We start from the raw sequence: 16,560 nt of genomic DNA, 5'->3' as shown, positions 1-16,560 counted from the left end.
GCAGGGTCGCCCCGCCACCCCCACCTCCACTCCCCACAAGGGGAGGAGAGGTGACCGTCAGATCACGTATTGCTGCAGGGGCGGGAAGCCGTTGAAGGCGACCGCCGCGTAGGTCGTGGTGTAGGCGCCCGCCCCCTCGATCAGGACCTTGTCGCCGATGGAGAGCGACACGGGGAGCGGATAGGGCACCTTCTCGTAGAGCACGTCAGCGGAATCGCAGGTCGGGCCGGCAAGGACGCAAGGGCTCATACGGTCCTCGTCGTGCTCGGTGCGGACGCGGTAGCGGATCGACTCGTCCATGGTCTCGGCGAGCCCGCCGAACTTGCCGATGTCGAGGTAGACCCAGCGGATCTCGTCCTCGGCCTCGGACTTCTTCGAGACGAGCACCACCTCGGCCTCGATCATGCCGGCATTGCCGACCATGCCGCGGCCCGGCTCGATGATGGTCTCGGGCAGCTGGTTGCCGAAATGCTTGGTGAGCGCCCGGAAGATCGCGTCGCCGTAGGATTCCACGCCCGGCACCGCCTTGAGGTACTTGGTCGGGAAGCCGCCGCCGAGATTGACCATCGAGAGCGCGATGCCGCGCATGGCGCATTCGCGGAAGATCATGGAGGCGGAGGCGAGCGCCCCGTCCCAGGCGCCCGTGTTGCCCTGCTGCGAGCCGACATGGAACGAGACGCCGTAGGCGGTGAGCCCCTGGCGGTGGGCGTGCTCCAGCACGTCGACGGCCATCTCCGGCACGCAGCCGAACTTGCGCGAGAGCGGCCACTCGGCGCCGGCGCCGTCGCAGAGGATGCGGCAGAACACCTGCACGTCGCCCGCCTCGACGTCAGCCGCTTCGGCCGCGCGGAAAATCTTCTCGACCTCGGCCTCGCAATCGACGGCGAAGAGGCGAACGCCGAGCTTGAGCGCGCGGGTGATGCAGCGCTCCTTCTTGATGGTGTTGCCGAAGGAGACGCGGTCCGCGGTGGCGCCGGCGGCAAGCGCCATCTCGATCTCGACGACGGAGGCCGTGTCGAAGCAGGAGCCCATCTCGGCGAGCAGGCGCAGCACCTCCGGCGCCGGGTTCGCCTTCACGGCGTAGAACACGCGGGTGTCGGGAAGCGCCCGGGCGAAGGCCGTGTAGTTGTCGCGCACGACGTCGAGGTCGAGCACCATCACCGGACCTTCGTCCTGGCCCATCTCGCGGCGAGCGCGCAGGAAGTCGCGGATGCGATCGGTCATGTTTCCAACCCACAGGTTCGCGAGCGCCCCGTTTCGCGGGGACGCGCTGTCGAATGTCTGGACGACGTGAGTCGTCCGGCGTCTGGGGGCGCTGCGTCGCATCGCGCCGCGTGCTTTGGAGACACGCGGACGATACGGGCGCGAGAGCACCCGGAAGCTGCCGTGGATTGGTGGGGGTGTCCCTACCGCACGCCGGGCAAAGAGAAACAAGCCTCTTCGGTGCCGGCCTTTGGAGGGCCGACGAGACCAAAAAAGCCCGTTCGTCGTTGCTTTAAGCTGCGTCCCCCGTGGAGAGCGGGGTTCGCCGGTTTCGCCTCCGGCTGCCGGTTGTTGTCGGGGTCCGGTGTTGCCACCTGGATGCCGGCCGGAGGGAATCCACCCTGTCGACCATCGCTCCTTTAAGACCCCTGGCGGCTGTCCGGCAGTTGGCCGGATGCCCACCAACCGACACGCGGCCACAGGCACGTGCGAAATTGGGCAAGGCGCATATACGTGGAGGGGGTTCGCGGGACAAGGAAAAATCGCGCCCCGGGGTGAAGAAACTCGATCGCGCACCGCCATTGTTGCAGAATGGTCGCGCTCGGCCCCGGCGGGCCTTTTCAAGCCGGCCCGGACCGGCCATCAAGCGGGCGGTTCGCGGGGAGGCCCCCGCCCGGCAGCCTGCCCGGACGCGGCAGGACAGGCCGCCAGAAGCGCAGGATCCATGACGCAACCGACTCGCCGCGCCGTCGTCACGGGCCTCGCCGCCGCTGCCTTGTCGGATCAGGTCCTGCCGGGCGCGGCCTCGGCGCAGGAGCTGGGGCCTTTCGGCTTCGAGCTGGTCGACCGCCGTGCGCGCGACCTCGCGACGCGACCCTACGACCCCTCGCTCCCGGCCCTGCCCGAGCCCATCGCGCGGCTCGACTACGATGCCTGGCGCGACATCCGCTTCCGCCCGGACCGGGCCCTACTGGAGAAGACCCGGTTCCGGCTTCAGCTCTTCCACCTCGGCTTCCTCTACAAGCAGCCGGTGCGGGTGAACCTCGTCCGCGATCGCGTCGCCACGCCGATCGCGTACCGGGCGGACCTGTTCGATTTCGGGCGCACGACGATGCAGGCGCCGTTGCCCGGCGATCTCGGCTTCGCGGGCATTCGGCTCCACACCAACCTGAACAAGCCGGACCGGCTCGACGAGCTCATCGTCTTCGTCGGCGCGAGCTACTTCCGGTTCCTCGGGCGCGACCAGCTCTACGGCTTGTCGGCGCGCGGGCTCGCGCTCAACGTCGAGGGCCGGGGCGGCCCGGAGGAGTTTCCTCTGTTTCGCGAGTTCTGGGTCGAGGTGCCGGAGGCGAACCCGGATTCCTGCATCGTGCACGCGCTGCTCGACTCCCCCTCGCTCGCGGGCGCCTTCCGGTTCACGGTGGCGCCGGGAGAGGAGACGCAGGTCGCCGTGCGGGCGAGCCTGCATCCCCGCGTCGCCCTCGACGCAGTCGGGCTTGCGCCCCTGACCTCGATGTACCTCGCCGGCGAGAACGACCGGCGGCACGTGGACGATTACCGGCCCGAGCTCCACGATTCCGACGGGCTCCAGATCGCGACCGCGTCCGGCGAGTGGCTGTGGCGGCCGCTCGGCAATCCTCCGGCGCGTCGGATCTCGTCCTTCCTGGATACCGACCCGAAGGGGTTCGGCCTGATCCAGCGCGACCGGCTCTTCGCGAATTACCAGGACTTGGAGGCCGCCTATCACCGGCGGCCGGGCTACTTCGTCGAGCCGGACGGCGCCTGGGGCGAGGGCAGCGTCATGCTGGTGGAGCTGCCCACCGACACCGAGATCAACGACAACGTGGTCGCGTTCTGGCGGCCGAAGGAGCCCTACCCCGCGGGCCGGCCGGTGAGCCTGTCCTACCGCCTTCGCAGCACCGGCGGCGCGCTTCATCCGGGCGGGCGCGTCCTGAACACCTTCACCGCCGCGCCGGCCGCCAGCGGCGCGGCGCCGGGCGCCAGGGAACCGGGCTCGGGCTTGCGCCGGCGCTTCCTCATCGATTTCGCGGGCGGCAATCTCGGGGACCATTTCGCGGACCCATCCGGCATCGCCGTCGTCGCGAGCGCCTCGGCAGGGCGCATCACCGCGACCTCGATCACGCCGAACCCCGAGACCGGGGGGCTTCGCGCGGCGCTCGACCTCGCGCTCGACGCGATCGGGCAATCGACGGAGCTGCGCGCCTTCCTGCGGGCGGGCGACCGGGCGCTGACCGAGACCTGGCTCTATCCCTGGACCGCCGCGTGAGCCCGCATCCCAGCCGGTCCCGGACGGCACCGGCCGTTCGCATCCGCACGGCGAGCATCGACGATCTCGACGCGCTGGTGGCTCTCGAACACGCCGCCTTCGCGGGGGACCGCGCCGAGCGGCGGGCGATCCGCCACGCGATCCGCTCGCCGACCATGTCGGTTCTCGTGGCGCTGGGCGACGACGGAGCGGGGGAGGAGGTCCTCGTCGGCGCCGCGACGCTGGAGCGCCGGCGGAACAGTCGCAACGCCCGGCTCTCGTCGATCGCGGTCTCGCCCGCCCGCGCCGGCTCGGGGCTCGGCGGCATCATGCTCGATGCGGCGGAGGCGGACGCCCGGGCGCATGGCTGCAGCCATCTCCGCCTGGAGGTCCGCGCCGATAACGGCGCCGGCATCCGGCTCTACGAGCGGCACGGCTATACGCGGTTCGGCGTGATCCCGGATTACTACGAGGACGGGATGGAGGCCTGGCGCTACGTCAGGGCGCTGTCGCCGCGTATCGGCTTCGGTCAATAGCTTCGGTCGCGTCACTCTCCCCTTTCCCGGACGGGTGGCGCGAAGCGAACCCCGATCCGGGATCCAGCGCGAGAAGCCGCGAAGCGGCCGAACGTCGGCGCCATCTGTCGAGAGCCGCTGGCGCGGCAAGTTCAATCGCTGGATCCCGGATCGCCTTCCGCTGACGCTCCAGGCGTCCGGGAAAGGGCGGCGCAGCCAAAGCGATCGACCGGACGCGGTTTCAGACCTCAGGCCTCGGCGCGCACGCGGTGGAACACGTCGAGATGGGCGGGCTCGGGCGGTGCGCCCCGGGCCCGGGCGAAGGCGAGGCGAAAGAGATCCTCCGGATCGCGCTCGGCGAGGCGGGCGGCCGGGACCGGCTCGGGCTCCGCCGCGGGGGCGGCCTGCGGCGTCACGCGCAGATCGACGACGCGCACCGGGAAGCCTTCCGCGATCCGGTCGACCTCGGCCCGGTAGCCGGCGCTCAACCCCTCGCGCGAGAGCCGGATCTGCAGGTAGGGCCGCTCGTCCTGGGGCAGGCCCGGATCGAGGTCGAGGGCGGCCAGGCGGTCGGCGAGTTCCGAGAGCGGCATGTCGCCGGAGGTCGGCAGGCGCAGGAAGGCGACGGGGCGCGCGATCGGGATGTGCTCGATCCGGGCCGGTCCGCCGTCGAGCGTCACGAGGGTGACGCCGTGATCGTAGGGCTGCTCGGCGGCCGAGAGCGGGATCAGGGAGCCGCAATAGCGCACGCTGGCGCGGCCGATCCCCTGCGCCTTGTGCAGGTGCCCGAGCGCGATGTAGCGGGCCTCGGCCGGGAAGACGTCGGCAGGAACGGCATGCTCGCCGCCCACCAGGATGCGCCGCTCCGCCCCTTCCGATTCGAGCCCGCCCGCGACGTGCAGGTGGCCGGTCACCACGAGGGGCAGGCCGTCGAGGCGGGGGAGGGCGGCCTCGAACAATTGTTCGTAGAGGCTGCGCACCGCCCGCACGATCGGCGAGCCCTCCGCCTCGGCGAGCGTCGCGAGGGAGGGCAGGCAGGCGGCCGTGGGATAGGACACGGCGAGGACCTGGGCGGCGACCCCGCCGCTCGTCTTCAGCGGCACGAGGTGGCGGGCGATGTCGATGGCGCCGTCGCGGCGCCGGATGTTGCCGATGACGTGAACCCCGATCGCGTCGAGGAGCGGGCGGGGCGCCTCCAGCCGGCCGGCGGCGTCGTGGTTGCCGGCCGTAATCACGATGGTCATGCCCGGTCGCGCCCGGTGCAGGCGCAGGAGCAGACCGTAGAAGAGCGCCTGCGCTTCGCCCGACGGGTTCTGGCTGTCGAAGACGTCGCCCGCCACCACGAGCGCGTCGACCTCGCGCTCGACGACGATGGACTCGAGCCGCGCGAAGACGAGGCGGTGCTCGCGCTCGCGGGTGTGGCCGCGCAGGCTCTGCCCGATATGCCAGTCGCCCGTATGCAGGACGCGGATCACCGGAGCCCTCCCATCGCGCGGGCGGCCCTCGCCCCGCTCATGGGCGGGGCTTGTAGCGCGGAGTGAGGACGCGTTCGAGAGGGGCTCGGATCAGGGGCAGACGGTGACGGTCTTGACCACCCAACCCTCGCCGTCCTGCCAGAGCTTGCGGCGGCTGCGGTGGCAGGAGGGCTCCGGCTCTGCCGAGGTCCAGGTCGGGTTCGTGGCCTTGACGCCGGATGCGACGGCCGTCGGCTTCCGCGGCGCGGGCTCCGCGGCCGCCGCGAGGGGAAGCGCCAGGGCGACGAGGGCGATCGCGAGGCGGCTGCGGTGAAAAACCGGCACGAATCGACTCCGAGGGTGAGCTTGGCCGGAAGGCTTCATCGTATGTTGGTGGTGCGCGCGATTCCGCAATCGCCCGGACGATCCTTTTCCCTCCCTTTTCGTGGCCTGCGCACAGGCAGGTGCGGTCCGGCACCCTGACCGCGGCGGATGCGGAGTGACGGGACGCGGCCGTCTTGCTAGGGGCCGCCTTGAATTCGCCGCCGCAGGAGATGCAGAGCGCCCGCCATGTCAGATTCGATCACCCCCACCCGCCGCCTGCTTCTCGGCGGGGCCGGCGCAAGCCTGATCCTCGGTACGATCGGACCCGCCTTCGCGCAGCGGCGCGGCCCGCTGCCCGACGATGCCATCGACGGCGGCTATCCCTTCGACGACGACCTGATCTACCGCGACGAGGCGGGCCAGCTCTTCCGCAAGCGCGGCGGACGCTACGAGCCGTATGACGGCCGCTCCGCCGCCCCGCGCCGGCAGCCCGACCTCGATCCGCTGCGGGAGGGCTCCGGCGAGGCCCGGCCGAGCGGCCGGGCGGCCGCCTCGCGCCCCGTCGACGACGGCCCGATCGATTACGCCCGCGCCTACGCCGCCATCACCGACGAGCCGTTCCCCATCGCGGCCTTCAACTGGCGCCGCGCGAACCCGGTCTTCCTGCGCCAGGAGATCGCCTATTCCGGCCGCGAGCCCGCCGGCACGATCGTGGTCGATCCCCGCGCCCGACACCTGTTTCTGGTCCAGGCCGGCGGCCGCGCCCGCCGCTATGGCGTGGGCGTCGGCAAGCAGGGCTTCGCCTGGTCGGGCGTCGCGACGGTGAACTCGAAGCAGGCCTGGCCGGATTGGTACCCGCCCAAGGAGATGATCGCCCGCACGCCGAGGATCGCGCGCGAGGTGACGAAGCTCCAGAGCGGCCTCGGCGTGCCCGGCGGCTCTCGCAACCCGCTCGGCGCCCGGGCGCATTACCTCTGGCAGGGCAACAAGGACACGCTCTACCGCATCCACGGCACCCTCGAGCCCGAGACGATCGGGCAGAGCGTCTCGTCGGGTTGCATCCGGATGATCAATCAAGACGTGATCGACCTCTACGGCCGCGTCGAGATCGGCACCCGCGTCGTCGTGCTCACCTGAGGCCGGGGAACCATCGCGCAGCCGTCGAATTGGCCCAGGGCATGAGGCGCGCCGTTGAGGGCGCGCGCCCGCACGCCATTCATTTCGGAGACTGCACGACCATGGCCAAGAGCTTGAGCGGACGCACGCGCGTCGAGGCCGACCGCCTGAACACCCCGACCGACCTGTCGCCCGAGGCGACCAAGAAGATCTCCGAGGGACTGACGGTCCTGCTCTCGGACCTCTTCGCCCTCTATCTGAAGACCAAGAACTTCCACTGGCACGTCAGCGGCCCAAACTTCCGCGATTATCACCTGATGCTCGACGAGCAATCCGAGCAGATCTTCGCGATCACCGACGACGTCGCCGAGCGCGCCCGCAAGATCGGCGGCACCACGCTGCGCTCGCTCGGCCAGGCGCATGCGAAGTCGCGCATCCGGGACAACGACGCCGAGTACGTCAACCCGCTCGACATGCTGGCGGAGCTCAGGGACGACAACAAAGCGCTCACCGCCAACCTGCGCGAGCTCCACGAGATGACGGACGAGCACAACGATTTCTCGACCACGAGCCTGATCGAGGAATGGATCGACCAGGCCGAAGAGCGTACCTGGTTCCTCTATGAGGCGACCCGGTCCGCCACCCAGACGGGCCACTGATCGCGCCCGACGATCCGGCCGCTGGAGGGCTCCCCGTCGCCGACGGGGAGCCTTTTTCTTAGCTTGCCCGTTCCGAGAAGCGGCGGAAGGCGTCCAGCGTCTCGGCGCTGACGTGGTGCTCAATGCCCTCGGCGTCGCGTCGCGCCGTCTCGGCGCTGACGCCCAGCGCGCGCAGGAATTGCTCGACGATGCGGTGGCGCTCGCGGCTCTGCTCGGCCAGCGATTGGCCCGCCTGCGTCAGGAACACGCCGCGATAGGGCCGCTGCAGGACGAGCCCGTCCTCGGCGAGGCGCTTGAGCATCTTGGCCACCGTCGGCTGGGCGACGCCGAGGCGGGCGGCGATGTCGACCTGGCGCGCCTCGCCGCCATCGCCGATCAGGTCGGCGATGAGCTCGACGTAATCCTCGACGAGTTCGAGGCGCCGCGCCTCGCGGGCCTGACGGAAGCTCTCGACATGCACGTCCGGGTCGATGAGCGCCGCCTCGGGCGCGGATCGCGACGAATCCCGCATCTGCGGCCTGCTCCCGCTTCTTGAAGGCGCATCATTTGGAGGCGCTGAACGCGCGTCGTCCCCTTGTTTAGCCCAAGCCGGCGGCCCGAGGGGAGTCCCCGCGCTCACAGCGTCGACGTGCGCAGATGGGCGACGAAATCCTTGGCGAAGGCGGGCAGGCTCTCCAGGGCGCGCAGGCAGAGCGTGAGATCGCGGGCCGCCCAGGGGTCGGTGAGCGGCACCAGCGCGATGTCCATGACGCGCACGGCCCGCCGGGCGGTCGTCTCGGGCACGATGCCGAGGCCGACGCCGCATTCGACCAAGCGGCAGATCGCGTCGAAGCTGCGCAGCTGCACCCGCAGGCGCATGGGGGTGCCGCTGCGCGCCGCCTTGTCCGCGAGGAACCGGGTCAGCGCGCTCGCCCTGTCGAGGCCGACGAGGTCGTGGGCCAGGACCTCGGCGAAGGTGACCGCCTCGCGGCGGCTCAGGGGATGGGTCGGGGCCACGACCACGACGAAGCGGTCCTGGCGGAACGGGTAGGTCTCGAGCGTCCCGGTATCGACGGTGCCGGCCACGATGCCGAGGTCGGCCGTGCCCTCCGCGACGAGACCGACGATCTCGTCCGAGGTCCGCTCCTCGATGTCGACGCTGACGCCGGTGTGGCGGGCGAGATAGGCGCTCAGGACCTCCGGCAGGAACTCGGTCAGGGCATTGGTGTTCGACAGGACCCGGATCTGGCCGACGGTGCCGCCGGAATAGGCGGCGAGCTCGCCCTGCATCCGGTCGATGCCGTCCATGAGCGCGCGGGCATGGGCGAGCAGCGTGCGCCCGGCCGGCGTCGGCGTCACGCCCTGCCGCCCGCGCGTGAGCAGCGCCGCGCCCAGCGTCTCCTCCATCGCGCGGATGCGCACGGAGGCCGCGGCGAGCGCCAGGTTCGCTCGCGCCGCGCCGTGGGTGATCGAGCCCGCCTCGACCACGTGGCGGAACAGGCCGAGATCGACGAGGTCGAAGCGCATCATGGTGTGTGCCTTGAAAGCTTTCCTTAACCGTAGGGCGCGATCCTGGCGCCATGGTGGTCCGCCGTCGCGTCCGTTCCGTCCTCTTGCCGCTCGGCCTCTACGCCGTGTCGGGCTTGTGCGTCGGCTATTTCGTGCATCAGGCCGAGAGCGGCAATCGCGGCCTCGAGGCCAAGCGCGCCCTCAAGATCCAGGCCTACGGCCTCAACCAGGAGCTCGCCGCCGCCCGGGCGGAGCGGGCGGTCTGGGAGCATCGGGTCGCGCTGCTGCGCAGCGAGCAGATCGACCGCGACCTCCTGGAGGAGCGGGCCCGCGTCGTGCTCGGCCGCGTCCACGCCAACGACGTCGTCATCATCAATCCCTGACTGTATCGGCGCCGCCTTCCGCCGGCGTAAGCCCTCGCTTTCCGGGAGGCCCTGCCCTAGAACCTCTGCCAAGAGCCGTTCACGGGAGGTTGCCGATGGATGCCGCGAAAGAGGCGAGCCCCGCCAAGGTCGAACCGGTCGCCGCTGAGAACTCCGCGTCCCAGGATTCTCAATCCCACGCGCCGGCCCCGAACATCCCGCAATTCAGCCGCGAGGACGACCTTCACGCCTATCACGAGATGCTGCTGATCCGCCGCTTCGAGGAGAAGGCCGGCCAGCTCTACGGCATGGGTCTGATCGGCGGCTTCTGCCACCTCTATATCGGCCAGGAGGCCGTCGTCATCGGCATGCAGATGGCCTCGGAGGAGGGCGACCAGGTCATCACCGGCTACCGCGACCACGGCCACATGCTCGCCTGCGGCATGGACCCCAAAGGCGTCATGGCCGAGCTCACCGGCCGGCGCGGCGGCTACAGCCGCGGCAAGGGCGGCTCGATGCACATGTTCTCCCGCGAGAAGCAGTTCTTCGGCGGCCACGGCATCGTCGGTGCCCAGGTCTCGCTCGGCACCGGGCTGGCGTTCGCCGACGCCTACACGAAGAACGGCAAGGTCAGCCTCACCTATATGGGCGACGGCGCGGCCAACCAGGGCCAGGTCTACGAGAGCTTCAACATGGCCCAGCTCTGGAAGCTGCCGGTCGTGTACGTGATCGAGAACAACCGCTACGCCATGGGCACCTCGGTCGCCCGCGCCTCGGCGCAGACGGATTTCTCCAAGCGTGGCATCTCCTTCGGCATCCCGGGCGAGCAGGTCGACGGCATGGACGTCCGCACCGTGCGCGAGGCGGCGACGCGGGCCATCGCGCATGCCCGCTCGGGGGAAGGCCCCTACATCCTGGAGATGCAGACCTACCGCTATCGCGGCCACTCGATGTCCGACCCGGCCAAGTACCGGACCAAGGACGAAGTCTCGAAGATGCGCGACGAGCACGACCCCATCGAGATGGTGCGCAAGCGCCTGATCGAAGCGCATGGCGTGCCGGAGGGCGACCTCAAGGCCACCGACGCCAAGGTGCGCGAGATCGTCAACGAGTCGGCGGAATTCGCCACCCACGATCCCGAGCCCGATCCCTCCGAGCTCTGGACGGACATCCTGCTCGAAGCGAGAGCCTGACGCGTCCGACCCCGCGAGGCTCCCGCCAACCCCGACCGCACGAGTAATCCATGGCGACCGACATCCTGATGCCCGCGCTCTCGCCCACCATGGAGGAGGGCAAGCTCGCGAAATGGCTCAAGAAGGAGGGCGATGCGGTCAAGTCCGGCGACGTGCTCGCCGAGATCGAGACCGACAAGGCGACCATGGAGGTCGAGGCCATCGACGAGGGCGTGCTCGCCAAGATCCTCGTCGACGAGGGCACCGAGGGCGTGAAGGTCAACACGCCGATCGCGGTGATCGCAGGCGAGGGCGAGGACGTCTCGGCCGCGGCGGCCTCCGGCGGGGGGCCTAAGCCGAACGGGGCCTCCGAGCCGCAGCCGGCCCCCACGCCCGACATGCAGGCCGAGGGCCAAGCCGAGAAGAGCGCGCCGACGGCCAGGACCCCGGACGACAAGCCGAACGCGCCGGCGGCGCCCGCCACCATCACCAACAAGGCTCGCGAGCCGGTGATGGCCGAGTTCCCGGAAGGCACCGAGATGGTGACCATGACGGTGCGCGAGGCGCTCCGCGACGCCATGGCCGAGGAGATGCGCCGGGACGATGCCGTCTTCGTGATGGGCGAGGAGGTCGCCGAGTACCAGGGTGCCTACAAGGTCACGCAGGGGCTGCTGCAGGAATTCGGGGCGCGGCGCGTCGTCGACACGCCGATCACCGAGCACGGTTTCGCCGGCATCGGCGTCGGCGCGGCGCTCTCGGGCCTGAAGCCCATCGTCGAGTTCATGACCTTCAACTTCGCCATGCAGGCGATCGACCACATCATCAACTCGGCGGCCAAGACCCTCTACATGTCCGGCGGGCAGCTCGGCGCGCCGATCGTGTTCCGGGGCCCCAACGGCGCGGCGGCCCGCGTCGGCGCCCAGCACAGCCACGATTACTCCGCCTGGTACTCGAACGTGCCGGGCCTCAAGGTGATCGCCCCCTACACGGCGTCGGACGCCAAGGGCTTGCTCAAGGCCGCGATCCGCGACCCAAACCCGATCATCTTCCTCGAGAACGAGATCCTCTACGGCCAGAGCTTCCCGGTGCCGAAGCTCGACGATTTCGTGCTGCCCATCGGCAAGGCGAAGGTCCACCGGGAGGGCAAGGACGTGACGATCGTCTCCTTCGCCATCGGCATGACCTACGCGCTGAAGGCGGCGCAGGCGCTCGCCGAGGAGGGCATCGAGGCGGAGGTGATCGACCTGCGCACGCTCCGGCCGATGGACACCGACACGGTGGTGGAGTCGGTGAAGAAGACCGGTCGCTGCGTCACGGTGGAGGAGGGCTTCCCGCAATCGGGCATCGGCGCCGAGATCGCGGCGCGGCTGATGGTCGACGCCTTCGATTATCTCGACGCGCCGGTGCTGCGCATCACGGGCAAGGACGTGCCGATGCCCTACGCGGCCAACCTCGAAAAGCTCGCGCTGCCCAACGTCGCCGAGGTGATCGAGGCGGCGAAGGCGGTGTGCTACTGTTAGGGCGGGATCGTGAGCGAGCCCTTCGCCGAACTCTCGGTGCCCCCGGACGCCCTCGAACAGGGCGGCGTGGAGGTTTTGCGCGCGGCCGTCGTGGACGGGGCCGTGAGCGTGGCCCTGCGTCGCTCCTTCGAGGACCCCTCGACCTGGGGCCGTCTCCTCATCGACCTCGCCCGGCAGGCCGCTCGTGCGTACAGCCTCGAGACCGAGATGTCGGAGGAGGAGGCGTTCGAGCGCATCCGCGCCGGGTGGGAGGCCGAGAGCCTCGACCCCGGCGGGTTGAACTGACGGGGGTCCGATGGCCGAGGCCGCGATCCGCGAAGCCACCTACGCCGATCCTGAGGCGGTCCCGGCGCATCTCGTGGCCGAGATCATCGATGGGAGGCTGGAGACACAATCGTCTCTGCCGCCTCGGCATGGGGCTGCGGCAACGGCGCTGATGGGCGAGTTGGGCCCGGCGTTCGGCCGTCCTCAGGGAAGGCCAGGCAATTGGATGTTCTGCTGGCGGCCGGAATTTCATTTCGGTTCTCAAGTGGTGGTTCCGGATATGGCCGGCTGGCAAAACGGTCGGATGCTGGCGGAACTCGATGCCGCATTTATCGAGACGCCGCCGGACTGGGTTTGCGAAGTCCTGTCGCCCCCGACCGCCAGGCTCGATCGCGGACCGAAGCACCGCATCTACGCCGAGGCGGGCGTCGGCCATCTCTGGCTGCTCGATCCGGCGGACGGGGTGCTCGAAGCCTTTGCCCCCACCGACGGGCAATGGCTGCTGCTCGGAACCGTCCAGCGCGGCGAGGCGGTCAGCCTGCCGCCCTTCGATGCCGTCTCGTTCCCGCTCGACGACCTGTTCGCCTTCGACGATCCGGCCGCCCCCAACTCGCCAGAGACCTGACGCCAGGAATCGTTCCCATGCCGATCAACGTCCTGATGCCCGCCCTGTCGCCGACGATGGAGAAGGGCAACCTCGCCAAGTGGCTCAAGAAGGAGGGCGATGCGGTCAAGTCCGGCGACGTGCTCGCCGAGATCGAGACCGACAAGGCGACCATGGAGGTCGAGGCCATCGACGAGGGCGTGCTCGCCAAGATCCTGGTGCCGGAGGGCACGGCCGACGTGCCGGTGAACGACCTCATCGCCATCATCGCCTCCGACGGCGAGGACCCGGGCAGCGTGCAGGCTCCGGCCGGTGACGGCGCCGCGCCGCCCAAATCCGAGGCGCCGAAGCCCGAGGCGGCGGGCGCCGCGAATGCAACACCGGGCGAGGGGACCATGTCCTATGCCCGGGTGAACGAGGCGCCCGAGGGTGCCAGGCCTGCGCAGGGCGCGCCGGCGACGGCGAACGGCGCGGCACCGGAGGGCCGCGTCTTCGCCTCGCCGCTCGCCCGCCGCATCGCGGGTCAGGAGGGCATCGATCTCTCGGCGGTGAAGGGCTCAGGGCCGCACGGACGGGTGATCGAGCGCGACGTGCGCGCGGCCCTGGAGGCCGGCACGGGCAAGGCGGCCCCGGCCGCGAAGGCGGCGCCCGAGGTGGGCAAGGCGACCGAGGTCCCGTTGCCCCCGGCGAAGGCCGCTTCGGCCACGCCCGGGCTGACGGCCGACCAGGTCCGCGGCTTCTACGCCAAGGGCAGCTTCGAGGAGGTGCCCCTCGACGGGATGCGCAAGACCATCGCCAAGCGCCTCACCGAGGCGATGCAGGTGGCCCCGCACTTCTACCTGACCGTCGATTGCGAGCTCGACGCGCTCATGGCCCTGCGCGAGCAGATCAACGCCAGCGCGGGCAAGGACAAGGACGGCAAGCCGGCCTTCAAGCTCTCGGTCAACGACTTCGTCATCAAGGCGATGGGCCTCGCCTTGATGCGGGTGCCGGCGGCCAACGCCGTCTGGGCCGAGGACCGGATCCTGCGCTTCAACAACGCCGAGGTCGGCGTCGCCGTGGCCATCGACGGTGGCCTCTTCACGCCCGTCATCCGCAAGGCCGACCAGAAGACGCTGTCCACCATCTCCAACGAGATGAAGGATTTCGCGGGCCGGGCGCGCGCCAAGAAGCTGAAGCCCGAGGAGTACCAGGGCGGCGTCACCTCGGTCTCGAACCTCGGCATGTTCGGCATCAAGCACTTCACGGCGGTGATCAACCCGCCGCAATCGACCATTCTGGCGGTCGGCGCAGGCGAGAAGCGCGTGGTGGTGAAGGACGGCGCGCCGGCGGTCGTGCAGATGATGACCTGCACGCTCTCCTGCGACCATCGCGTCCTCGACGGCGCGCTCGGCGCCGAGCTGATCTCGGCCTTCAAGGGGCTCATCGAGAAGCCGATGGGGATGCTGGTGTGAGGGGCTTGCTTGACGGGCTCTCCTCCCCCTTGCGGGGAGGAGTTGGAGGTGGGGGTGGTGCAGAAGGCACCGTGACGCTCGATCCTGCACCACCCCCACCCCTACCCCTACCCCTCCCCGCAAGGGGGAGGGAAGAGTCTCGCCTGTATAGGGCAGTAGCGACGAGCCCGGATTTTCTGTGCTGACGATGGCTTGGCGTGAGGATTCGACCAAACCTGTCACCCCTCGTGCCGCCACGAATGCCAAGACGCTGCGCAAGGCACTGACTGAACCTGAGCGGCGTCTCTGGTGGCACCTCCGTCACCGCCTACCAATCCACGGAACTCACTTCCGCCGACAGGTTCCAATCGGCGCCTATGTTGCAGATTTCTGCTGCCTCTCGGCGCGGCTCATCGTCGAGGTCGATGGCGGGCAGCATGGCACGGACCGAAACACCGCCTACGATACCCAGCGCGACGCAACCCTCGCCGCTTACGGCTTCCAAGTGCTGCGCTTCACCAACGCCGACGTGATGCGCGAGATTGACGTCGGTCTCGATACGATCTTTGCCGAGCTCTCCCTGCGTAATTGCGGGGAGGAGCCGGGGGTGGTGCAGGCAGCACCGCGACAGCCTGATCCGGCGCCACCCCCACCTCCTACCTCCTCCCCGCAAGGGGGAGGAGAATTCGCGGAGCGATAGATGCCCGACACCTACGACATCCTCATCATCGGCGCCGGCCCCGGCGGCTACGTCGCGGCGATTCGGGCCGCGCAGCTCGGGTTCAAGACTGCGGTGGTCGACCGCGAGCACTTAGGCGGCATCTGCCTGAACTGGGGCTGCATCCCGACGAAGGCGCTGCTGCGCACGGCCGAGATCTACCACTACATGCAGCACGCAGGCGATTACGGGCTCTCGGCCAAGGAGGTCTCGTTCGACACCGCGGCGGTGGTGAAGCGCTCGCGCGGGGTCTCGTCGCGGCTCAACGGCGGCGTCGGCATGCTGCTCAAGAAGAACAAGGTCGACGTCATTTGGGGCGAGGCCTCGGTCGATGCGGCGGCCAAGGGCAACCAGCCGGGCCGGGTCACCGTGAAGGAGACCGCCCGCGCGCCGGCGCCGAAGGGCGCGCTCGGGGCGGGGTCCTACGAGGCCAAGCACATCATCGTGGCGACCGGCGCGCGGCCGCGCGCCATCCCGGGCATCGAACCGGACAAGAAGCAGATCTGGACCTACTACGAGGCCATGGTCCCCGAGAGCATGCCCAAGAGCCTGCTCGTGATGGGCTCGGGCGCCATCGGCATCGAGTTCGCCTCGTTCTACCGCACCATGGGCGCCGAGGTGACGGTGATCGAGCTCCTGCCGCAGATCCTGCCCGTCGAGGATGCCGAGATCGCCGGGCTCGCCCGCAAGCGCTTCGAACGCCAAGGCATCAAGATCCTCACCGGCGCCAAGGTGACGAAGGTGGAGAAGGCGGTCGATTCCGTCACTGCCACCATCGAGACCGGCGACGGCAAGAGCCAGGCCCTCACGGCGGAGAAGCTGATCTCGGCCGTCGGCGTCGTCGGCAACATCGAGGGGATCGGGCTCGAAAAGCTCGGCGTGAAGATCGAGCGCGGCATCGTCGTCACGGACGGCTTAGGGCGTACCAACGTGCCCGGCCTCTACGCGATCGGCGACGTCGCCGGTCCGCCGATGCTCGCCCACAAGGCCGAGCACGAGGGCGTGCTCTGCGTCGAGACCATCAAGGGCCTGCACACCCACGCCATGGACAAGGCCAAGATCCCCGGCTGCACCTATTGCCAGCCGCAGATCGCCTCCGTGGGCCTCACCGAGGCCAAGGCGAAGGAGCTCGGCTTCGCCGTGAAGGTCGGCCGCTTCCCCTTCGCGGGCAACGGCAAGGCTATTGCGCTCGGCGAGCCCGACGGGCTGGTGAAGACGATCTTCGACGCGGGGACCGGCCAGCTGCTCGGCGCCCACATGGTCGGGGCCGAGGTCACCGAGCTGATCCAGGGCTACGTGGTGGCGATGAACCTCGAGACCACCGAGGAGGACCTGATGCACACGGTCTTCCCGCACCCGACGCTCTCGGAGATGATGCACGAGAGCGTGCTCGATGCGTATGGGCGGGTGATCCACACTTAAGCTTCGATGATCCTAAATACCATAGCCCTTTCAATCACTT

General features: G+C 69.6%; 17 protein-coding genes. 12 read left to right on the top strand and 5 right to left on the bottom strand.

The annotated features are described in order from the left end of the window. Positions 1-57: 57 nt before the first annotated feature. Entirely contained in the window at positions 58-1,224 is a 1,167-nt protein-coding gene (locus MFF55_RS13260) for a type III PLP-dependent enzyme (RefSeq protein ID WP_238244568.1), read from the bottom strand. A gap of 703 nt (positions 1,225-1,927) precedes the next feature. Between MFF55_RS13260 and MFF55_RS13255 the strand changes: the two genes are divergently transcribed. After that, on the top strand, positions 1,928-3,490 hold the full coding sequence (locus MFF55_RS13255; RefSeq protein ID WP_238244567.1) for an OpgD/OpgG family glucan biosynthesis protein: 1,563 nt from the start codon (positions 1,928-1,930) through the stop codon (positions 3,488-3,490). Then, the gene (locus MFF55_RS13250) at positions 3,487-4,005 is read left to right on the top strand and encodes a GNAT family N-acetyltransferase (RefSeq protein WP_238244566.1); all 519 of its coding nucleotides are present in this window, start codon (positions 3,487-3,489) and stop codon (positions 4,003-4,005) included. The genes MFF55_RS13255 and MFF55_RS13250 overlap by 4 nt, the downstream gene beginning before the upstream one ends. Positions 4,006-4,232: 227 nt before the next feature. Here MFF55_RS13250 and MFF55_RS13245 read toward each other — a convergent pair whose 3' ends face one another. Beyond that, complete coding sequence (locus tag MFF55_RS13245; RefSeq protein WP_238244565.1) at positions 4,233-5,459, bottom strand: exonuclease SbcCD subunit D; 1,227 nt, start codon at positions 5,457-5,459, stop codon at positions 4,233-4,235. 90 nt (positions 5,460-5,549) lie between these two features. Next, complete coding sequence (locus MFF55_RS13240) at positions 5,550-5,783, bottom strand: hypothetical protein (protein ID WP_238244564.1); 234 nt, start codon at positions 5,781-5,783, stop codon at positions 5,550-5,552. A gap of 225 nt (positions 5,784-6,008) precedes the next feature. Here MFF55_RS13240 and MFF55_RS13235 point away from each other — a divergent pair, with 225 nt between their 5' ends. Then, complete coding sequence (locus tag MFF55_RS13235) at positions 6,009-6,899, top strand: L,D-transpeptidase (protein ID WP_238244563.1); 891 nt, start codon at positions 6,009-6,011, stop codon at positions 6,897-6,899. A gap of 101 nt (positions 6,900-7,000) precedes the next feature. Beyond that, positions 7,001-7,537, top strand: a complete 537-nt coding sequence (locus MFF55_RS13230; protein ID WP_238244562.1) for a Dps family protein — start codon at positions 7,001-7,003, stop codon at positions 7,535-7,537. Positions 7,538-7,595: 58 nt separating this feature from the next. Here MFF55_RS13230 and mntR read toward each other — a convergent pair whose 3' ends face one another. Both mntR and MFF55_RS13220 read right to left on the bottom strand, forming a co-directional pair. Beyond that, positions 7,596-8,048, bottom strand: coding sequence for a manganese-binding transcriptional regulator MntR (gene mntR / locus MFF55_RS13225; protein ID WP_238244561.1), 453 nt, complete (start codon positions 8,046-8,048; stop codon positions 7,596-7,598). Positions 8,049-8,152: 104 nt separating this feature from the next. After that, on the bottom strand, positions 8,153-9,043 hold the full coding sequence (locus MFF55_RS13220) for a LysR substrate-binding domain-containing protein (protein WP_238244605.1): 891 nt from the start codon (positions 9,041-9,043) through the stop codon (positions 8,153-8,155). 53 nt (positions 9,044-9,096) lie between these two features. Here MFF55_RS13220 and MFF55_RS13215 point away from each other — a divergent pair, with 53 nt between their 5' ends. The 8 genes from MFF55_RS13215 to lpdA all read left to right on the top strand — a co-directional run bounded on the left by MFF55_RS13215 (position 9,097) and on the right by lpdA (position 16,520). Continuing rightward, positions 9,097-9,408, top strand: a complete 312-nt coding sequence (locus tag MFF55_RS13215; protein WP_238244560.1) for an FtsB family cell division protein — start codon at positions 9,097-9,099, stop codon at positions 9,406-9,408. A 95-nt stretch (positions 9,409-9,503) separates the two neighbouring features. Next, positions 9,504-10,580 carry a pyruvate dehydrogenase (acetyl-transferring) E1 component subunit alpha gene (gene pdhA / locus MFF55_RS13210; RefSeq protein WP_238244559.1) on the top strand — a complete coding sequence of 359 codons (1,077 nt, stop codon included), beginning with the start codon at positions 9,504-9,506 and terminating at the stop codon, positions 10,578-10,580. A gap of 50 nt (positions 10,581-10,630) precedes the next feature. After that, positions 10,631-12,079: a pyruvate dehydrogenase complex E1 component subunit beta gene (locus tag MFF55_RS13205; protein ID WP_238244558.1), complete on the top strand. Its 1,449-nt coding sequence runs from the start codon at positions 10,631-10,633 to the stop codon at positions 12,077-12,079. A 9-nt stretch (positions 12,080-12,088) separates the two neighbouring features. Continuing rightward, positions 12,089-12,364 (top strand): DUF5076 domain-containing protein, encoded by a 276-nt coding sequence (locus MFF55_RS13200; protein WP_238244557.1) that lies wholly within the window; start codon positions 12,089-12,091, stop codon positions 12,362-12,364. Positions 12,365-12,374: 10 nt separating this feature from the next. Then, positions 12,375-12,968 (top strand): Uma2 family endonuclease, encoded by a 594-nt coding sequence (locus MFF55_RS13195; protein WP_238244556.1) that lies wholly within the window; start codon positions 12,375-12,377, stop codon positions 12,966-12,968. Positions 12,969-12,985: 17 nt separating this feature from the next. Continuing rightward, positions 12,986-14,401 (top strand): pyruvate dehydrogenase complex dihydrolipoamide acetyltransferase, encoded by a 1,416-nt coding sequence (locus MFF55_RS13190; RefSeq protein WP_238244555.1) that lies wholly within the window; start codon positions 12,986-12,988, stop codon positions 14,399-14,401. Positions 14,402-14,588: 187 nt separating this feature from the next. Continuing rightward, positions 14,589-15,080, top strand: a complete 492-nt coding sequence (locus MFF55_RS13185; RefSeq protein ID WP_238244554.1) for an endonuclease domain-containing protein — start codon at positions 14,589-14,591, stop codon at positions 15,078-15,080. Next, positions 15,081-16,520, top strand: a complete 1,440-nt coding sequence (gene lpdA, locus MFF55_RS13180) for a dihydrolipoyl dehydrogenase (RefSeq protein WP_238244553.1) — start codon at positions 15,081-15,083, stop codon at positions 16,518-16,520. Positions 16,521-16,560 lie beyond the last annotated feature (40 nt).

This window comes from Methylobacterium iners (genome assembly GCF_022179305.1).
In the GTDB taxonomy this organism is placed as follows: domain Bacteria; phylum Pseudomonadota; class Alphaproteobacteria; order Rhizobiales; family Beijerinckiaceae; genus Methylobacterium; species Methylobacterium iners.
Note: the sequence above shows the minus strand (reverse complement) of the source record. Positions and strands in the feature narration are given on the sequence as shown.